The following is an 18,121-nucleotide window of genomic DNA, read 5'->3' on the forward strand; positions in this document are numbered from 1 at the left end:
TGGGCGGGCGCCGGCGCAGAGCCAGCGAGAATCAGCTTCCCATCTTAGCCATGTGGCGAGCGAGCACCTCGGTGGCTTCCTGACGCGCCGGGGTGTCGCTGTCGAGGTGCGCGAGCTGCTCCGGAATCGGGCGACCCTTAGCCTTGGTCGCTTGGGCCCACAGGCGGCCGGCCCGGTACGAGGAACGCACGAGCGGACCGGCCATGACGCCGACGAAGCCGAGCTCGCGAGCAATGTCGGAGAGCTCGATGAACTCTTCCGGCTTCACCCAGCGATCGATCGGGTGGTGCAGCTTGCTCGGGCGCAGGTACTGGGTCAGCGTGAGGATGTCGACATCGTGTTCGCGCAGCTCGCGCATTGTCGCCTCGATCTCGTTGCGGGTCTCCCCCATGCCGAGAATGAGGTTCGACTTCGTAACCATGCCAAGCTCGCTCGCCCGGGCGAGCATCCGCAACGATCGGTCGTAGCGGAACCCAGGGCGGATCTCCTTGAAGATACGCGGCACCGTCTCGATGTTGTGGGCGAACACCTCGGGTTCAGCCTCGCAGACCGCGACGATCGCGTCGTCGCCGCCGCGGAAGTCATCGACGAGCAGCTCGACGCCGGTGCCCGGATTCAGCGCATGAACTTGCCTCGCGGTCTCGGCGAAGAGCCAGGAAGCGCCGTCCGGCAGGTCGTCGCGCGCGACCCCCGTGACGGTCGCATAGCGGAGGCCGAGCTCGCGCACCGACTCGGCCACTCGGCGCGGCTCCTCGCGGTCGTAGTCGAGGGGCTTACCCGTCGCGATCATGCAGAAGTCGCAGCGGCGGGTGCACTGGTCGCCGCCGATGAGGAACGTCGCTTCGCGGTCCTCCCAGCACTCGTAGATGTTCGGGCAACCCGCCTCTTCGCAGACGGTGTGCAGGTTGCTCTGGCGCGCGAGGCGCTTGACGTCCTGGTACTGCTCGTTCGCGGTGGCGCGGGTGCGAATCCACTCGGGCTTGGTCTCAATCGGGGTCTCGGCGTTACGCGCCTCAACGCGCAGCAGCTTTCGCCCTTCGGGTGCGAGCGTGTTCATGCGGTCACCTCCACGGGTGCCTGGAAACGGACAAGTTGACGGTCGAGGTGCGGGTGCAGCACGTCGGCGATTTCGGCGAGGCTGGCGTCGACACCGAGCTCGGCAAGCGAGGTGACACCGGCGTCGCGGATGCCGCACGGCACAATGCGATCGAAGTCGTGCAGCTTCGGATGCACGTTGAGTGCGAGCCCGTGCATCGTCGCGTGCTTCGAGAAGCGCACGCCAATGGCACCAAGCTTGCGGTCGGGCACGCCATCGCGCACCAGCCACACGCCGGTGCGGCCGTCGACGCGCTGGCTCTGCACGCCCAGCTCGGCGACGGCGCCCATGACGGCCGCTTCGAGGGCCCGCACGTAGGCGACGACATCCTGCCGGCCGTGAATGAGCACGATCGGGTACGCGACGAGTTGCCCCGGGCCGTGGTAGGTCACCGAACCGCCGCGGTCGATGCGCACGATCGGCACATCCTCGTTCGGAATGTCGGCATCGGCGGTGCGAGAGCCGGCCGTGTAGACGGGGTCGAACTCCGAGTAGATCACCGTGCTCGGGTGGGTACCACCGGCCACATCGGCGTGAATGCGACGTTGAATCGCGTCGACGTCGAGGTACTTCGAACGGCCTGATTCAAAGAGGCGTAGTTGTTGCACGCCGTCCAGTAAAGCAGATTGTTGCCGTCAAGGTGTTTCCGTGGCCTGCTGCGGCGCGTCGACCGCACCGCCGAAGCGGCGGTCGCGAGACACGTAGAGTCCGATGGCGCGCCAGAGATCTTCTCGCGTGAAGTCTGGCCACAGCGTGTCGAGAAACACCATCTCGGCATAGGCCGACTCCCAGAGCAGGAAGTTCGAGGTGCGCTGCTCCCCCGACGAGCGCACGAACAGGTCGACGTCGGGCAGCTGTGGCTGGTACAGATGTGCCGCAATGTGCGACTCACGGATGCGTTCGGGCTTGAGCTTGCCCGCCGCGACGTCACGCGCGATTGCCTGCACCGCATCCCGTAGCTCAACGCGCCCGCCGTAGTTGACACACATATTCAGCGTCATGCCGGTGTTGTTGCGGGTAAGTTCTTCGGCGGCGAGCAAGTCCTTGATCACCGACTTCCACAGGCGGGTGCGGTTGCCCGACCACACGACCTTCACGCCCCAGGCATGCAGCTGATCTCGCTGCCGGTGCAGCACCTCGCGATTGAAGCCCATGAGAAATCGCACCTCGGCGGCCGAGCGGGCCCAGTTCTCGGTCGAGAACGCGTAGACCGAAAGGTGCTTCACGCCTGCCTGCACGGCGCCCGCTACAACGTCGAGCAGCGCGGCCTCACCAGCGCGGTGCCCCTCGGTGCGCGGCAGGCCTCGCTGGTTTGCCCAGCGGCCGTTGCCGTCCATGACGACGGCGACGTGTTCGGGAACTGAGCCGCTCGGAAACGCCGGCGGCGTGAGTCCCGTCCAGTCCAGGGGCTTGAACGTGCGGGCCTCGGGCGTAGTCATACCGATTAGGGTACGCCGGGGCCGGGGCGATCCTGGTCGTGCACCGCCATCGACCGAAGCCCGCGTTCGAGGTGAAACTGCGCGTACGCGCTCACGATGCGATGCGCGGCCGCGCGCGTGCCGTCGTCGCTCGCCTCAGCAACGCCCCAGTTGCCAGCGAGCAGGGCCCAGAGCAGGCGCATGGTGTCGACATCCGCATACATGACGGCACCGCTCGAGCGGGCGTCGTCGTCACACACCGCGCCGCCAGCGGTGAGCGAGATGCGCGAGTGCGGGCCGGGCTTGCCGCAGCGGGCGCAGTCGGTGAATGTCGGCCGCCAACCGGCCAGCGAGAGGGAACGCAACAGGTAGGCGTCGAGTACGAGCCCGGCCGGATGCTCACGCCGCGCGAGATACCGCAGCGAGCCGACGAGCTGGGCAAACTGCAGCGGCGCCGGCTCGGCCTCGAGGATGCGGTCTGCCGCCTCAAGGATCGCGGCCGACATCGTGTAGACGTCGAAGTCGTCAACCATCTTGGCCGCGAAGCTGTGCACCGTGACGGCCTGGGTGAGGGTGTCGAGGCCGGCGGGTCCGTGGCCACGAGTGTAGAACTGCGCGTCGATGACGTTGCCCGCCTCGACGCGTGCGCCGAATTTCGACGCGGTACGGCGCACGCCGCGGGCGACAGCATTGATCTTGCCGTGCTGTCGCCCGAAGCAGGTGAGGATGCGGTCGGCCTCACCGAGCGGACGGCCGCGAAGAATCACGACCTCGTCGGTATAGTTCGGCATCCTCAGCCCTCGTACTTAGTGCTGCGCGTTGCGCACCGCGCGGTTCACGCTTGACACGATCGCCTTGAGCGAGGCGTTCGAGATGTCGGGGTCGATGCCGACGCCCCACAGTCGCTGGCCGTTGACTTCGAGCTCGACGTAGGCCGCAGCGAGGGCGTCGCCCGATGCCGACAGCGTGTGCTCGACATAGTCGTAGAGCTTCACCTCGTAGCCGCGGTCTTCGAGCACGTTAAGGAACGCGTTGATCGGTCCGTTGCCGGTGCTCTCAATCGTGAGCTCTTCGTCTTCGCGGCGCAGCTTCACCGTAATCGCGGTGGTGCCGTCCATTTCGGTTGCCGTGCGGACGCCGAAGATCTCGAGGCGGCCCCACTTCTCAGCGTCCTCAGTTGCCGGCAGGTACTCGTCAACGAAGATCTGCCAAATGTCGTCGGGAGCGACCTCGCCACCCTCGGCATCGGTGCGCTGCTGCACCGTTGCCGAGAATTCGATCTGCAAGCGACGCGGGAGCTCGATGTTGTGGTGCTCCTTGAGCAGGTAGGCAACGCCGCCCTTGCCCGACTGCGAGTTGACGCGGATAACGGCCTCGTACGTGCGGCCGAGGTCGCGTGGGTCAACCGGTAGGTACGGCACAGCCCACTCGAGTTCGTCGACAGGTACGCCGGTCTCGTCCGACTTTGCGGCCATCGCCTCGAAGCCCTTCTTAATCGCATCCTGGTGCGAGCCCGAGAACGCGGTGTAGACAAGGTCGCCGCCCCATGGGTGGCGCTCCCCCACGCGCAGCTGGTTGCAGTACTCGACCGTGCGGCGGATCTCGTCGATGTTCGAGAAGTCAATCTCGGGGTCGACACCCTGCGTGAACAGGTTGATGCCGAGGGTGACGAGGTCGACGTTACCGGTGCGCTCGCCGTTGCCGAACAGGCAGCCCTCGATGCGGTCCGCGCCAGCCATGTAGCCGAGCTCAGCCGCGGCCACCGCGGTGCCGCGGTCGTTGTGCGGGTGCAGCGAAATGATCACCGATTCGCGGCGGGCGAGGTTGCGGTGCATGAACTCGATCGAGTCGGCGTAGACGTTCGGCGTCGACATCTCGACGGTCGCGGGCAGGTTGATGATGATCGGGCGCTCGGGCGTCGCGTCGAGCTCTTCGATAATCGCGTTGCTCACCTCAAGCGCGTAGTCGAGCTCGGTGCCGGAATAGCTCTCGGGCGAGTACTCGTAGAAAATCTCGGTTCCCTCGGCGATGGACTCGAAGCGCTTGCACATGCGTGCGCCCTCGAGCGCGATCTGCTTCACGCCCTCGCGGTCTTCGCGGAATACGACCTCGCGCTGCAGCACGCTCGTCGAGTTGTAGAGGTGCACGATCGCGCGCTTGGCCCCGCGCAGTGACTCATAGGTGCGCTTGACGAGGTGCTCGCGCGCCTGGGTCAGCACCTGAATGGTCACGTCGTCGGGAATGTGGTTCTCGTCGATGAGACGACGAACGAAGTCGAAGTCCGTCTGGCTGGCCGACGGGAAGCCGACCTCGATCTCTTTGTAGCCGAGGCGCACGAGCAGGTCGAACATGACCAGCTTGCGCTCGGGCGACATCGGGTCGATGAGGGCCTGGTTACCGTCGCGCAAGTCGACGGCGCACCAGCGTGGTGCCTTCGTGATGACCTGATCGGGCCAGGTGCGGTCGGGAAGGGTGACACCAAACTGGTCCGCGTACGAGACGTACCGGTGGGTGGGCATTTTGGACGGCTGCTGCAGATTGCGCATGTGCGAACTCTCTCCTGAAGATTCTTGGCCTAAGCCATGCTTCAACTCCGCGGCAGGGAAGGCTTAGTTGCTAAGCCCCGCCGCGGCATAGAAGGAGGAGGGTGCCGTACGAATGCATGCGATTAGCGTAGCACCGCCAAAATTGGCGCCCGTCGAGCTAGCGCACGTTGCGACCGAGCAGCCGCTGCACGCGCAGGGTGCCGCGCAGGTCGTTCGTGATGCGCCCGCCCTCGATCACGACGACGTGATTTGCCCGCGTGGCGAGGTCGACATCGCCCGTCGCGTGCACGACGCCGATGCCGTGCTCGCTGGCAACCGCGCGCAGCAACGACACGAGCAGGTGGCGCTCGCGCTCCGGGAGGCCACCGTAGGGGTCGTCGGCGGCGATGATGGCGGGCCTCGCGGCGACCGCTCGCCCAATGGCGACGCGGTACTGCAGCGAGAGCGGCAACTCCGACACGATAGCGCTGCCGGCGTTCATGAAGCCAAGCGAGTCGCGAAGCGTCTGCACTTCCTGCTGCCCGAGCGCCCCACGGTGATCAGGCAGAAGCCCCTGGCGCAGGTGCTCGTCAAGGGTGCGCCCCTGCGTGACCACCGGGTCGCGCAACAGTACGCCTACCCGCTCGGGGTCGGCAATCGGCTCGGGACCGGGGGCCGGCACGAAGCGCCGACCCTCGATGACGCTAAAACCCGACTCAACGGGCTCGAAGCCGAGGGCGGCACGCAACACGGCGCCGCCCGAGCCGTCGGGCGACAACAGCGCCGTGGTCTCGCCCCTGCGCGCAACAAAGCTGACGCGATGCAGCGGCGCATTGCCGGTGCGGTGGAGGCCGAACACTTCCATCCCGTACGCACCGGGGGCGTGTTGCCCGGCAGCGAATTTGGGTTGGGCGTTCATGCGATCCACGTTACGACCAGGCTCAGCATGATTCGTCAGCGACACATCCGAACGGGCGTCATACGCAGGTATGACTCTGTCGCCGGTGCGCAAGCTAGAGCAGCCCGTGCTCGTACGCGTAGACGACGAGCTGCACGCGGTCGCGCAGGCCAAGCTTCGCCAGGATGCGCGAAATGTGCGTCTTGACGGTGGCTTCCGAGAGGAACTCCTGGGTCGCGATCTCGCCGTTCGACATGCCCTTCGCTGCGAGGAAGAACATCTCGCGCTCACGCTCTGTGAGGGCCTCGAACTCCTCCGGTTCGCCCTCGAGCCGGTTCGGCGACTGCGAGAAACGGCGGATGAGGTCGGCGGTCGCCTGTGCGGCGAACACCTCCGAGCCGCCGTGCACGGTGCGGATGGCGGCGAGCAGGAACTCGGGGTCGGCGTCCTTGAGCACGAAGCCCGAGGCGCCGGCCGCGACCGCGCGCGCGACCGCCTTGTCGAGGTCGAACGTGGTGAGGATGAGGATGCGGCTTTCGAGTCCGCGGGCGACGATCTGCTGGGTCGCCTCGAGCCCATCCATGTTCGGCATGCGCACGTCCATGAGAATCACGTCGGGCTTCACCGACATCGCGAGGCGGACGGCTTCGGCGCCGTCGGAAGCCTCGGCGACATACGCCATGTCATCCTGCGAGTCGACCAGCATGCGGATGCCGCCGCGGAAGAGCTGCTGGTCGTCGACGAGCGCGACGCGGATCGGACCGCCGTGCTGGGGAGATTCGTTCATGGCAACAGATTACGTCGTGCCGCCAACATCCTCGTTCTGCAGGTTCGGCAAGCCCGGAGTTGCTGCCGCACGCGAGCGGTCCGAGTACGGCACCGTCGCGGTTACCACCCAGTCCTCGCCCTGCGGACCGGCCGCGACCGTGCCGCCGACGACGGCGAGTCGCTCGCGCATCCCGACGAGACCGTGGCGAGATCCGCTCTGGGACTTCGGCTTGCGTGAGACTCGATTGCGCACCGTGATCTCCAGCTGTTCGCCCCATTGGGTTTGCAAGCGCGTCGGGAATCGACCGTCACCGTACTTGAGCGCGTTGGTGAGGGACTCCTGCACGAGCCGGTAGATCGCCACCTCGGCGTTCGCACCCACCGGATGCGGCTCCCCCTGCATATTCGTCTGTAGGTTGAGGCCGGCGGCACGGATGCGGCCGATGAGCGGCGGGAGGTCGTCGAGCGTCTTGCGCTCGGTTTCGGCTTGGGTGTGCCGCAACTGCGAGAGGAGGCCGCGCACATCGAGCAGCGCGTCGCGAGCCGTCTCGGAAATCGTCGCGAGCACCGGCTCCACGGCCTGCGGCGAACTTTTCATGAGATAACGGCCGCCGTCGGCCTGTGCCACCACAACGGCCAGGGAGTGCGCGACGACGTCGTGCATGTCGCGGGCGATCTGGCTGCGCTCCTGTTCGACCACGAGCTGTTCCTGCGCCCGCTGGTACTCGAGCTCGGCGATCTGCGCCGAGTGCGCCGATCGGCTCGTTGAGATCTGCATGCGCTGCAGCGCGCCCGCAACCCAACTGATCATGGCAAACAGCGTCAACGGCACGGCAACGATCGAGAAGTTCACGATAATGCGGTCGAGGCTGACGATGCCGTCGCCCGCAAAAATCGTGATGAATGGCATGTCCTGCGGAAAGGTCGCGATGTAGGCCGACTGCACGACCGGGTACACGACGCTCGCGACGGCCGTGAGGTAGAACAGCGTGCGCGAGCCCCAGACGGCGCCCGTGTAAAGCACGATGAGGATCGCAACTTCCATGCCGTGCGGCCGCAGCCCCAGCAGCAGCTTGATGCAGAAACCGATCGTGACAAGCACGAACGAGGCCCACGGTGATATGCGTCGAATGACGCAGGCGGCGGTGAAGAGCAGCCACACGGGCACCGACGCCCAGTTGAAGAAGTAGCTCCAGTCGGCTCGGGTCGTAAACGGGAAGCCGATGGTCAGCATCATGCCGATGCCGAAGACGCTGTCGACGAGCCACCGGTGCTGCCCGTTGTGGCCAACCGTGTGGCGCAGCCACGCCGGTAGCGGCGAGTTGACGCGACGCCGCGGTTGCGGCGGAACGTCAGAAGCCGAGGCGGCCGAGCTGCTTTGGGTCACGCTGCCAATCTTTCGCCACCTTGACGTGAAGCGTCAATTTCACCTTGGTCGGCGAGATGGCGCTGATCTGCTTCGCCGCGTGCTGGCGCACCATCTTGAGGCGCGAGCCGCCCTTGCCGATGACGATGCCCTTCTGGCTGTCGCGCTCGACAATGACGTTGGCGAAGATCTCGCGGCTGCCATCGTCGGAGTCGAGAATGTCTTCGATCTGCACGGCGATCGAGTGGGGCAGCTCGTCGTGCACACCCTCGAGCGCGGCCTCACGAATCAGCTCCTCGACGCGCTGTGCGTAGCGTTCTTCTGTGACCATGTCGGCCGGGTACAGCGCTTCCGACTCGGGCATGAGCCCGATAAGTACGTCGACGAGCGGCTCAAGGTTGATGTCGTCGACCGACGAGACCGGGATGATCGCATCCCACTCGCGCAGCTCGGCGAGCGCAAGCAACTGCTCGGCGACCTTGGCCTTCGACACGAGTTCGGACTTGGTGACGAGCGCCACCTTCTTCGCGCGCTTCGCCTTGTCGACCCACTCGTTGATGAAGCGGTCGCCGGGGCCGAGCTCTTCGTCGGCAGGCACGCAGAACCCGACCACGTCGACCTCAGCGAGCGTCTCTTCGACGACGTCATTGAGCCGCTGGCCGAGCAGCGTGCGGGGCCGGTGGACACCCGGCGTGTCGACGATGACGAGTTGGCCGTGGTCGCGGTGCACGACTCCCCGCACCGCGCGGCGCGTGGTCTGCGGCTTCGACGAGGTGATGACGATCTTCTCGCCCACGAGCGCGTTGGTCAGGGTCGATTTGCCCACGTTCGGGCGCCCGATGAAGGTGACGAATCCGGCGCGGTACTCGCTCATGCTGCTTCCTCTTTTTCGTTCGTAGAGTGCGGTGCGAGCACTCGCACCTGGATGCGCGTGACGCGGTGGCGACGCCCGACGCGGTCGGCGAGGAGCGCGAGTCCCCCGATCTCGGCGTGGTCGCCGAGCTGTGGAATCCTGCCGAGCGCCGTGGTGAGCAGGCCGCCCACCGAGTCCACGTCTTCGTGTTCAAGGTCGATGTCGAGGAGCTCCCCGAGATCGGTAATGTTCATGCGCGACGAGACTACGAGCGTACCGTCCTCGAGTCGCTCGTACTCGTCACCGCCGCGGTCAAACTCGTCGCTGATCTCGCCGACGAGTTCCTCGATGAGGTCCTCGAGGGTCACGAGCCCAGCGATGCCGCCGTACTCGTCCACGACCATCGCGAAGTGCGTCGAGTCGCGTTGCATCCGGCGCAGCAGCGTGTCGGCGGCGAGGGACTCGGGCACGAACACCGGGGGCCGTGCCAACGAGGCGACCCGCAGCGTCGACTCGGGGTGTTCGAGCAGGTGCCGGGCGAGGTCTTTCTGATACGCGATGCCGCGGATGTCGTCGCTGTCACGGCCGACGATCGGCGCGCGCGAGATGCCGACCTCGAGCAGTGACCGCAGGCCGTCGTGCACCGTGTCGTCAGCGTCGACCGTAAGCATGTCGGTGCGCGCAACCATCACTTCGCGGACGAGACGGTCCGAAAAATCGAACACCGAATGGATGAGCTCGCGGTCATCCTCGTCAAGCACCTCCTGCTCGGTGGCGGCGTCGACCATCGAGAGGAGTTGCTCCTCGCTCGAGACGGTCGCGTGTCGATGCTTTTGCGAGGGGGTCACGATGTCGCCAAGCGTGCCGAGCAGATCGCTGATGGGCCCGAACACGACGCGGCAGCCGCGCGCGAGCCAGCCGAGCATCCGCAGCGTGTCGCGGGGGTGTGTTCGGCCGATCGTGCGGGGCGTCGACCCCGTAAACAGCACGTGCACCGCGAGCATGAGCAGCGAGGCGAACAGAAACGCGAGCCACGGTCCGGCCACGAAGGTGGCAAACCAGACCGAAATGAGCACCGTCGCGAGGGTCTCGGCGCCGATGCGCGCGAAGCCGACGGCCTCACGGTGCCCGGACATGTTGTCGCCGATGCGACGCAGCGTGTCGGGAGAGTTCGCCGCCTCGGCCTCATCCACCACGTCGGCGCGGGAAAGCACCGCAATGGCCGACTCGACGGCGGCGAGCAGTGCCGCGCCAACGATGAGGAGAATGGTGATGAGGACCACGAGCGGTCCGCTCACTTACTTACGACCCCGCTGCTTCTTGCGCTCTTGCGCCGCGAACCCCGCGAGGATCTCGTCTTGCAGCCCGAACATCCGCTTGTGTTCCTCGGGCTCGGCGTGGTCGAAACCGAGCAGGTGCAGGATGCCGTGGGCCACGAGAAAGCGAATCTCGTCCATCGTCGAGTGCCGGTTGGTGACGGCTTGAGCGGCCGCGACCTCGGGGCAGACGACGATGTCACCGAGCAAACCGGGAGGCGTCTGCCGCTCGATCGAGCCGGGGCGTAGCTCGTCCATGGGAAAGCTGAGCACGTCGGTCGGACCCGGCTCGTCCATCCACTGCACGTGGAGCTCTTCCATGACCCCGACATCGGCAAATACGATGCTGAGTTCGGCGTCCGGATGCACGTGCAGGTAGTCGAGCGCGAACGTCGCCAGGCCGAGCACCGACGACTCGTCGACCTCGGCGCCCGACTCGTTGTTGATTTCAATACTCATCGGCTGTGCTCCTGGCGGCTCGTGTACTCGTCATAGGCGTCGACGATCTTTGCGACGAGGCTGTGGCGAACGACGTCGTCGCTCGTGAGCTCGGCAAAGTGAATGTCGGGGATGTCGCGGAGCACCCGCGACGCGTGCCGGAGACCGGAGTTGCCGCCGGGAAGATCGACCTGGGTGACGTCGCCCGTCACGACGAGCTTCGAGCCGAAGCCGAGGCGCGTGAGGAACATCTTCATCTGCTCCTGCGTCGTGTTCTGCGCCTCGTCGAGGATCACGTACGCGTCGTTCAGGGTGCGGCCGCGCATGTACGCGAGGGGTGCCACCTCGACCACGTTCTGGCTCATGAGCTTGACGACGAGGTCTGGGTCGAGCATGTCGCCCAGGGCGTCGAAGAGTGGCCGCAGGTAGGGGTCGATCTTGTCGTTGAGGGTGCCCGGCAGGAAGCCGAGGCGCTCCCCCGCTTCGACGGCGGGGCGCGTGAGCACGATCTTGTTGATCTCGTTGCGCTGGAGCGCCTGCACGGCCTTCGCCATGGCGAGGTAGGTCTTGCCGGTACCGGCGGGGCCGATGCCGAAGGTGACCGTGTTGACGTCGATGGCGTCGACGTACCGCTTCTGTCCGAGCGTTTTCGCCCGCACGGCGCGACCGCGGGCGTTGACGATAGCCTCGCCAAACACCTGGGTCGGCGATGGACCCTCGCCATTCGAAAGCAGCTGCTTCGAGCGCGCGATCTCGTCGGGCGCGAGCATGGCGCCCGACCTTGCGAGCGACGCCATCTCGCGCACGAGCCGCTCAGCGAGCTCGACGTCGTCGACATCGCCCCGCAGATGCACCTCATTGCCTCGCACGAGCACCGTGACGCTCGGATGCTCGGCTTCGATCGTGCTCAGGAGGCGATCGCCCGGCCCGAGCAGGTGCAGCATCGAAGCACCCTCAATTACGACTGTTCGTTCAGTCTGCTCCAAGTGAGCCTTCCTCCAGCCCGCCCGCAAGGACGTGCGCGTGTACGTGGAATACCGTCTGACCGGCGTTCGCACCGGTGTTGAACACGAGACGGAAATCGCCGTCGCTGTGATCGCCCGCGAGGCGCTTGGCCGTCGCGACGACGTGCGCGAGCAACTCGGGGTCGCCCGCAGCGAGCTCGGTCACGTCACGATACTGCGGGTCCTTCGGCACGACGAGCAGATGCACCGGTGCCTTGGGGTGAATGTCGGTGAACGCGATGACGCGATCGTCTTCAGCAACGATCTCGGCGGGAATCTCGCGATTGATGATCCGGGTGAAAATGCTCTCGGCCATGCGGGTGAGTCTAGTCGCCTACCAGCGCCCGAGCTTGGTGAACATCGCCGCAAGTGCCGCTGGGCCCGCGGTCGAGGTGCGCAACACATTTGCACCGAGCCGTCGGCGCTCAGCGCCCGCCTCGGTGAGCAGCCCGAACTCACGTTCGTCGATGCCGCCCTCGGGGCCCACCACCAGCGCGAGATCCCGCGCATCCGGCTCGAGCTCGCTCAATGGCGCAGTGGCGATCGGGTCGAGCACCACGAGCCGAAGTGTGCCCGAGAGTTGCGCGAGCTGTTTCGTGGTGACCGGCGCATCCACCCGCGGCACTCGCGCCCGCACCGCCTGCTTGCTCGCCTCCCGAGCGATCGTCTGCCACCGCTCGTGCTGCTTCACGACCTTGTCGCCCCGCCACGTCGACACCGAGCGCTGCGCCTGCCAGGGAATCACCCCGTCAATGCCAAGCTCGACCGAGGCCTGCAGCGCCATCTCGTCACGGCCGCCCTTCGCGAGGGCCTGAACGAGCAGGATCCGGGGGCTCGGCGCAGGCTCGACCGTCGCGTCGGCGAGCGCTCGCGCGGTGAACTCTGCTGCGCCGACTTCGCTCGCCTCGGCGATGACGCTGCCACCCTCGCCGTCGAGCAGGGTGAGTTGTTCCCCGACGCGCAGGCGCGCGACGCCCACGGCGTGGCGCGCCTCGCCGCCGCTCACCGTGATCAGTTCGCCGGAGCGAACCGCGGCAAGACCGGCGGCGAAGTAGGCGTGTGCCACTAGCGGCCGAACTTCCCGCGCAGCTTCGAGAACAGTCCGGGCTGGTCCTTGATCAGGCCGGGAGCCTGGGGGTGCTTGTCGCGGGCCGCAAACTGCTTGAGCAGATCCTTCTGCTTGTGATCGAGTTTCGTCGGCGTGCGCACCTGCAGGGTCACGTCGAGGTCGCCGCGCATGGGGCTGCGCAGGCGGGTCACACCGCGACCGCGCACTGTGAGCACGTCGCCAGACTGTGCGCCGGCCGGGATCTCGAGCTCGATGTCGCCATCCACGCCGGGCAACGTGGCCGAGGTACCGAAAACCGCGTCGACCATCGAGACCTCGACGGCCGCGAGCAGGTTGTCTCCGTCACGCGTGAAGGTGTCGTCTTCGCGCACGCGGATCTCGAGGTAGATGTCGCCATAGGCGCCGCCCGCGGCACCCGCCTCGCCCTGACCTGGAAGGTGCAGGCGCAGGCCCGTGTCGACGCCCGCGGGAATGTCAACGGGCAGGGTGACCTGCGCGCGCACGCGGCCCTGGCCGTGGCACGTGTCGCAGGGGTGCTCGATGACGGTGCCGTAGCCCTGGCAGACGCCGCAGGGGCTCGAGGTGACGACCGGGCCGAGCACTGAGCGCACCTGGCGGGTGACCTCACCCGCGCCACCACAGGTCGAGCACGTGGTCGGGCTCGTGCCTGGCGCGCAGCAGCTGCCCTCGCAGGTCTCGCAGCGCACCGCGGTCGCGATCTCGATGTCGCGATGCGTGCCAAAGATCACATCGGCGAGGTCGAGGTCGACGCGCACGAGCGCATCCTGCCCCCGCTGGGCACGCGAACGCGGGCCGCGGCGCGAGCCCTGGCCACCAAAGAACGCGTCGAAGATGTCGCCGAATCCGAATCCGCCGCCAGCTCCGCCGGCATCGCCGAGGTCGTACTGCTGCCGCCGTTGCGGGTCAGAGAGGGTGTCGTAGGCAGCGGTGACGTCCTTGAACTTCTCGGCCGCCTCGGGCGACGGGTTGACGTCGGGGTGCAGCTGACGGGCCAGCTTGCGATACGCCTTCTTGATCTCTTCTGGGCTTGCCTCGCGGCTCACACCGAGTGTCTCGTAGTGGTCTGCCAAGACCTCTGCCTCCTGAGTGGATGAAATGAAGTGGTTGGAGCCGTAGTCAGCTCGGAGTGTCGAAGCTGCGCGAGAGGTATCGCGCGACCGCCCGAACGGCGGCGATGTTGCGCTGATAGTCCATACGCGTCGGACCGAGGATACCCACTCGGGCCTCACCGTCGGGGGTATAGCCGGTAGCGAGGATGCTCGTCTCCTCAAGCGCCGAGTTGAGGTTCTCGTGACCGATCGACACTGCAACGCCGCGTTCGTCGAGATCGAGTTCCCCGACGAGTCGCAGCAAGACTACCTGCTCTTCGATCGCCTCGAGCACGGGGAAGATCGACGAGAAGTCGTGCTCCGTCAGTGCGAGGTTGGCGGCGCCGGCGATGATCAGCTTGTCGTCGCGGTTCGCGAACACCTGCTGCACGAGCGATTGCAGCACCCGGTCGGCGACACCGCCGAAGTCATCGCCGTCATGCAGCTCGCGCAGCTCGGCCGCGGCGTCTTCGAGCCGCTTGCCAACGAGCCGTTCATTGACGAGGTCGCGCAGCGCGAGAAATTCCTCGTCGCCGGTGTCGCGTTCGAGATCGACGATGCGCTGTTCGACACGGCCTGTGTCGGTGATGAGCACCACCAGCACGCGGCGCACCGACAGCGAGACGAGCTCGATGCGATGGATGTGCGCGTCGAGGAGCGAGGGAAGGTGGCCGATGGCCACGGTGCCGGTGAGCTGCGCGAGCGTGCGCACCGAGCGGGTGAGCAGTTCCTCGGGCTCGAGCGAACCCTCCATGAACTGCTCGATGGCCCGCCGCTGCGCCGTGGTGAGCGGGCGTACGTCGGCGAGCTGATCGACGAAGACGCGGTAGCCCTTGTCGGTGGGCACACGCCCCGACGAAGTGTGCGGCGCTGCGATGAGCTCGGCCTCCTCGAGGACGGCCATATCGTTGCGGATTGTCGCCGCAGACACGCCAAATTGATAGCGCTCCACCAACCGCTTCGACCCCACAGGCTCGTGCGTGGCGACATAGTCGCCGATGATGGCGCGCAACACCTCTAGACTGCGTTCGCTCACCATGGCGACCAGTTTACTTCGGCTTAGGCGAGCGCTCGGGCAACCACGTCGGCAAGCAGCCGACCGCGAACGGTAAGTCGCAGCGTGCCGCGAATTGCGTCGGCACCCTCGATGAGGCCATCGGCGATGAGTTCCGCGACGGCGCGGCGATCCCGCAGCTCCTCGAGCGGCAAACCCTCAACCAGGCGCGAGCGCAGCAGTACGCGCTCGGCGTAGCGCTGCTCGTCGTCGAGCACCTCACGAGCCGCGGCGGGTGAAGTGCCCTCCGCGAGTCGCCGCGCGTATGCCGCGGGGTGCTTCACGTTCCAGAATCGTGTGCCGTTGACGTGGCTGTGGGCGCCCGGCCCGAAGCCCCACCAGTCGGTGTCGTGCCAGTAGGCGAGGTTGTGCCGCGACGGATGCGCGCCATCGAGCGACCAGTTTGAAATCTCGTACCACTGGAAGCCGGCCGCGGCGAACGCGGCATCGGCATACTCGTACATCTCGGCCTGCAGGTCGTCGTCAACCTCGGCGACCTCGCCTCGACGGATCTGCCGAGCGAGGGCCGTGCCAGGTTCAACGATGAGCGCGTACGCCGAGATATGCGACGGTTGAAGTTCGAGCGCGGCATCGACCGAGCGACGCCAGTCGTCGAGCGACTCCCCCGGCGTGCCGTAGATCAGGTCGACGGAGGCTTCGAGGTCGACCGCCTTCGCCGCGGCGACGACCCCTGGCACGCGGAGCGGGTCGTGCGTACGGTCGAGCGTGCGCAGCACGTGCGGCACCGCCGACTGCATCCCGAAACTCACGCGGGTAAAGCCGCCCTCACGCAGGGCCGAGAGATAGTGGGCGTCGACCGAGTCGGGATTCGCCTCGGTCGTAACCTCGGCGCCCTCGACGATGCCGAAGGTGTCGCGGAGCGAACCGAGCGTGCGCACCAGGTCGGCGGCAGGTAGCAGCGTCGGCGTGCCGCCGCCAAAGAACACGGTGCTGAGCGGCTCACGATGCCCGACCTGGTCGAGCACGGCCCGAGCGAGCGCGATCTCTTGCGCCACCGCATCCGCGTAGCTTGCCTGGCTCACGCCCCGCAGCTCGGTCGCTGTGTAGGTGTTGAAGTCGCAATAGCCGCAGCGAACGCGACAAAACGGGATGTGCACGTACGCCCCGAATTGCCGACCCGCGAGGCCCTCCGTGACGGACCCGGGCAGCGAGCCGTCCTGCGGCACCGGGGCGCCGTCGGGCAGCGCGCTAGGGGGCAACGCGACCGTTCGCCTGGAACACCTCGGCGGTCACGGGCATGTGCTGCGACCAGAGGTCTTCCATTTTCTCGGCGCACATCTCAATCTCGCGCTGCGGGAATGACGGGAACGTCGAGCCCTCGGCCTTGCGCCGCAGCGAGAGGAAGTTCATGAGCGAGCGGGCGTTCATCGTCACGTACATCGACGAGTAGATATTCAGCGGGAGCACGGTGCGCGCGACCTCGCGAGCGACGCCGGCGTCGAGCATCCGCTGGTAGCTCGCGTAAGCGGCCTCGGACTGGCCGCGCACCTCGGATTGCACGAGCTCGACCTGTTCGGCGCTGCCGGGGAAGAACTCGTACTTGCCGGGACGACCCTCCTGGCGGAGGTTGCGCTCGGCGTCCGGTACGTAGAACACCGGTCGCAGCTCGCGGTAGCGGCCCGACTCTTCGTTGTAGCTCGCCATGCGGTGGCGCTGGAATTCACGGAAAACGAAGAGCGGCGCCTGCACGTAAAACGTGAGCGAGTTGTGCTCGAACGGGGTGCCGTGACGGTCGCGCATCAGGTAGTTGATCAGACCGCGGTCGCGCTTTGCGAGCTCGGCGGTGTCGCCGGTCGCGGAGTCGAGGCTCTGCTCGCCCACGGTCGAAACGCGGGCCGCGAAGAGCACATCGCGGTCGGTGGCCTGGGCCCGGACGAGTTCGACGGTTACGTCGCTGCGGAATTCGATGTCACCACTCACACGTTCAATCCTAACCGCGTCGCAGGCGGCCCAGACTCGACTCAAACGGCTTGAGCCGGCGAGTGCGCAGTTAGACCCCGCGCTCGAGCGCGATCGCGCGACGAAGCGCCTGGCGAGCTCGCGGCGTGTCGCCAGATGCCCGGTACGCAAGGCCGAGCAGCACCCAGTTTCGCCAGTCGCCCGGGTTCGCCTCGACGCGGTCCTTCCACGACTCGAACTCGGCGTCGGCTGCGGCACGATCGGGGCGTCCGCTGTTTTGACGCGGCAGGTTGTCCTCCGGTAGTTCGCCGGACTCGGCCATGCGCTCGATGAGCCGGTTCGACTGCAGGACGAAGCGGAGGTCGCGGATGACGAACAGCACGCCGACGACCGGAAACACGATGAGCGCAAAACCCATGACGATACCGATGACCTCGCCACTCGTGACGAGCCCCCACACGATTCCTGCGATGGCAACCAAGTAGATCGCCATGAGCGCGAGCAGCACATAGACGCCAATCTGCGCCCCGCTGAGCTTCCGCACGGGTTAGCTCCCCAGCCCGAGGAGGGCGTCGAGCCCCACTGTGAGGCCGCGAAGCGTCGGGGCTTGCTGCAGAGCCAGGGTGATGCCGTGCACGTAGGCGCGATTGCTCACCGTCTCGTGACGGATGTTTACGAGTTCGCCCTCACCACCGAAGATCACCTGCTGATCAGCGACGACGCCGCGCAGTCGCAGGGCGTGGATGGGAATGCCCGCGACGACCTCGCCCCGCGCGCGCTGATCGGTGTTCGGCGACGAGACCTCGGCACCGCGTGCCAGCGCGATCGCTTCGGCGGTGCGCACCGCGGTGCCCGAAGGCGAGTCGACCTTGCGGTCGTGGTGCGCCTCGAGGATCTCGATCGAGTCGTAGAACTTGCCCGCGATCGATGCGAGGTGCGTCGAGAGCACCGAACCCACCGAGAAGTTCGGCACAACGAGCACACCCCGTTCAGCCGGAATGCTCGACTCAAGTTCGGTGACCCGATCCTTGCCCCAGCCGCTCGTGCCGATGATGACGTTGAGCCCGTGCTCAAGCGCAAACCGTGTGGCGCGCTCGGAGGCGTCGTAGTGCGTCACATCAATGAGCACGTCGGCACCGAGCATTTCGTCGAGCGACGAGGACGAGTCGAGGGCGGCGTGCACCTCGAAGCCGTCGAGGTCATCGACGATGCCTCGAATCAGCGTGCCCATGCGGCCGGTGGCTCCGCTGATGGCGACGGAAACAGTCATGTGCAAGGTGCTCCTGG

General features: G+C 66.6%; 20 protein-coding genes. All 20 read right to left on the bottom strand.

The window, feature by feature from the left end; genetic code table 11:
- Positions 1-31: 31 nt before the first annotated feature.
- Positions 32-1,057 (bottom strand): lipoyl synthase, encoded by a 1,026-nt coding sequence (lipA, locus tag EJL01_RS01810; protein ID WP_125106012.1) that lies wholly within the window; start codon positions 1,055-1,057, stop codon positions 32-34.
- The gene (lipB, locus tag EJL01_RS01815) at positions 1,054-1,704 is read right to left on the bottom strand and encodes a lipoyl(octanoyl) transferase LipB (RefSeq protein ID WP_125106013.1); all 651 of its coding nucleotides are present in this window, start codon (positions 1,702-1,704) and stop codon (positions 1,054-1,056) included. Before lipB ends, lipA begins: the two co-directional genes overlap by 4 nt.
- Before the next feature lie 27 nt (positions 1,705-1,731).
- Positions 1,732-2,535 (bottom strand): isoprenyl transferase, encoded by an 804-nt coding sequence (locus EJL01_RS01820; protein ID WP_125106014.1) that lies wholly within the window; start codon positions 2,533-2,535, stop codon positions 1,732-1,734.
- A 5-nt stretch (positions 2,536-2,540) separates the two neighbouring features.
- The gene (recO, locus tag EJL01_RS01825; RefSeq protein ID WP_125106015.1) at positions 2,541-3,305 is read right to left on the bottom strand and encodes a DNA repair protein RecO; all 765 of its coding nucleotides are present in this window, start codon (positions 3,303-3,305) and stop codon (positions 2,541-2,543) included.
- A gap of 15 nt (positions 3,306-3,320) precedes the next feature.
- Complete coding sequence (gene leuA, locus EJL01_RS01830; protein ID WP_125106016.1) at positions 3,321-5,060, bottom strand: 2-isopropylmalate synthase; 1,740 nt, start codon at positions 5,058-5,060, stop codon at positions 3,321-3,323.
- A gap of 157 nt (positions 5,061-5,217) precedes the next feature.
- Positions 5,218-5,958: an ATP-binding cassette domain-containing protein gene (locus tag EJL01_RS01835; protein ID WP_125106017.1), complete on the bottom strand. Its 741-nt coding sequence runs from the start codon at positions 5,956-5,958 to the stop codon at positions 5,218-5,220.
- Positions 5,959-6,052: 94 nt separating this feature from the next.
- Positions 6,053-6,724 (bottom strand): response regulator, encoded by a 672-nt coding sequence (locus EJL01_RS01840; protein ID WP_125106018.1) that lies wholly within the window; start codon positions 6,722-6,724, stop codon positions 6,053-6,055.
- 9 nt (positions 6,725-6,733) lie between these two features.
- Complete coding sequence (locus EJL01_RS01845; protein WP_125106019.1) at positions 6,734-8,092, bottom strand: sensor histidine kinase; 1,359 nt, start codon at positions 8,090-8,092, stop codon at positions 6,734-6,736.
- Positions 8,058-8,945: a GTPase Era gene (gene era / locus EJL01_RS01850; protein ID WP_125106020.1), complete on the bottom strand. Its 888-nt coding sequence runs from the start codon at positions 8,943-8,945 to the stop codon at positions 8,058-8,060. Before era ends, EJL01_RS01845 begins: the two co-directional genes overlap by 35 nt.
- Positions 8,942-10,207: a hemolysin family protein gene (locus tag EJL01_RS01855; RefSeq protein ID WP_241209072.1), complete on the bottom strand. Its 1,266-nt coding sequence runs from the start codon at positions 10,205-10,207 to the stop codon at positions 8,942-8,944. Before EJL01_RS01855 ends, era begins: the two co-directional genes overlap by 4 nt.
- Before the next feature lie 15 nt (positions 10,208-10,222).
- Positions 10,223-10,699 (bottom strand): rRNA maturation RNase YbeY, encoded by a 477-nt coding sequence (gene ybeY / locus EJL01_RS01860; RefSeq protein WP_125106022.1) that lies wholly within the window; start codon positions 10,697-10,699, stop codon positions 10,223-10,225.
- Positions 10,696-11,622, bottom strand: a complete 927-nt coding sequence (locus tag EJL01_RS01865; RefSeq protein WP_125106023.1) for a PhoH family protein — start codon at positions 11,620-11,622, stop codon at positions 10,696-10,698. The genes ybeY and EJL01_RS01865 overlap by 4 nt, the downstream gene beginning before the upstream one ends.
- A gap of 28 nt (positions 11,623-11,650) precedes the next feature.
- Positions 11,651-11,998 (bottom strand): histidine triad nucleotide-binding protein, encoded by a 348-nt coding sequence (locus tag EJL01_RS01870; protein WP_125106024.1) that lies wholly within the window; start codon positions 11,996-11,998, stop codon positions 11,651-11,653.
- Positions 11,999-12,016: 18 nt separating this feature from the next.
- Positions 12,017-12,748 (bottom strand): 16S rRNA (uracil(1498)-N(3))-methyltransferase, encoded by a 732-nt coding sequence (locus tag EJL01_RS01875; protein ID WP_125106025.1) that lies wholly within the window; start codon positions 12,746-12,748, stop codon positions 12,017-12,019.
- On the bottom strand, positions 12,748-13,842 hold the full coding sequence (gene dnaJ / locus EJL01_RS01880) for a molecular chaperone DnaJ (RefSeq protein WP_125106026.1): 1,095 nt from the start codon (positions 13,840-13,842) through the stop codon (positions 12,748-12,750). The genes EJL01_RS01875 and dnaJ overlap by 1 nt, the downstream gene beginning before the upstream one ends.
- Before the next feature lie 46 nt (positions 13,843-13,888).
- Positions 13,889-14,899, bottom strand: a complete 1,011-nt coding sequence (hrcA, locus tag EJL01_RS01885; protein WP_125106027.1) for a heat-inducible transcriptional repressor HrcA — start codon at positions 14,897-14,899, stop codon at positions 13,889-13,891.
- A 20-nt stretch (positions 14,900-14,919) separates the two neighbouring features.
- The gene (gene hemW / locus EJL01_RS01890) at positions 14,920-16,134 is read right to left on the bottom strand and encodes a radical SAM family heme chaperone HemW (RefSeq protein WP_125106028.1); all 1,215 of its coding nucleotides are present in this window, start codon (positions 16,132-16,134) and stop codon (positions 14,920-14,922) included.
- On the bottom strand, positions 16,124-16,855 hold the full coding sequence (thyX, locus tag EJL01_RS01895) for an FAD-dependent thymidylate synthase (protein ID WP_193128264.1): 732 nt from the start codon (positions 16,853-16,855) through the stop codon (positions 16,124-16,126). Before thyX ends, hemW begins: the two co-directional genes overlap by 11 nt.
- A gap of 70 nt (positions 16,856-16,925) precedes the next feature.
- Positions 16,926-17,378, bottom strand: a complete 453-nt coding sequence (locus EJL01_RS01900) for a tetratricopeptide repeat protein (protein WP_125106029.1) — start codon at positions 17,376-17,378, stop codon at positions 16,926-16,928.
- A 3-nt stretch (positions 17,379-17,381) separates the two neighbouring features.
- Positions 17,382-18,104 carry a 4-hydroxy-tetrahydrodipicolinate reductase gene (dapB, locus tag EJL01_RS01905; RefSeq protein WP_125106030.1) on the bottom strand — a complete coding sequence of 241 codons (723 nt, stop codon included), beginning with the start codon at positions 18,102-18,104 and terminating at the stop codon, positions 17,382-17,384.
- Between the last annotated feature and the right edge of the window lie 17 nt (positions 18,105-18,121).

Source organism: Gulosibacter massiliensis, assembly GCF_900626105.1.
Taxonomy (GTDB): Bacteria; Actinomycetota; Actinomycetes; order Actinomycetales; family Microbacteriaceae; genus Gulosibacter; species Gulosibacter sediminis.

What these genes read in the sequence shown, in the direction of transcription:
- lipA (WP_125106012.1), bottom strand. Translation starts at nt 1,057, where the DNA reads ATGAACACGCTCGCACCCGAAGGGCGAAAGCTGCTGCGCGTTGAGGCG.
- EJL01_RS01820 (WP_125106014.1), bottom strand. Translation starts at nt 2,535, where the DNA reads ATGACTACGCCCGAGGCCCGCACGTTCAAGCCCCTGGACTGGACGGGA.
- recO (WP_125106015.1), bottom strand. Translation starts at nt 3,305, where the DNA reads ATGCCGAACTATACCGACGAGGTCGTGATTCTTCGCGGCCGTCCGCTC.
- leuA (WP_125106016.1), bottom strand. Translation starts at nt 5,060, where the DNA reads ATGCGCAATCTGCAGCAGCCGTCCAAAATGCCCACCCACCGGTACGTC.
- EJL01_RS01835 (WP_125106017.1), bottom strand. Translation starts at nt 5,958, where the DNA reads ATGAACGCCCAACCCAAATTCGCTGCCGGGCAACACGCCCCCGGTGCG.
- EJL01_RS01840 (WP_125106018.1), bottom strand. Translation starts at nt 6,724, where the DNA reads ATGAACGAATCTCCCCAGCACGGCGGTCCGATCCGCGTCGCGCTCGTC.
- era (WP_125106020.1), bottom strand. Translation starts at nt 8,945, where the DNA reads ATGAGCGAGTACCGCGCCGGATTCGTCACCTTCATCGGGCGCCCGAAC.
- ybeY (WP_125106022.1), bottom strand. Translation starts at nt 10,699, where the DNA reads ATGAGTATTGAAATCAACAACGAGTCGGGCGCCGAGGTCGACGAGTCG.
- EJL01_RS01865 (WP_125106023.1), bottom strand. Translation starts at nt 11,622, where the DNA reads ATGCTGCACCTGCTCGGGCCGGGCGATCGCCTCCTGAGCACGATCGAA.
- EJL01_RS01870 (WP_125106024.1), bottom strand. Translation starts at nt 11,998, where the DNA reads ATGGCCGAGAGCATTTTCACCCGGATCATCAATCGCGAGATTCCCGCC.
- hrcA (WP_125106027.1), bottom strand. Translation starts at nt 14,899, where the DNA reads ATGGTGAGCGAACGCAGTCTAGAGGTGTTGCGCGCCATCATCGGCGAC.
- dapB (WP_125106030.1), bottom strand. Translation starts at nt 18,104, where the DNA reads ATGACTGTTTCCGTCGCCATCAGCGGAGCCACCGGCCGCATGGGCACG.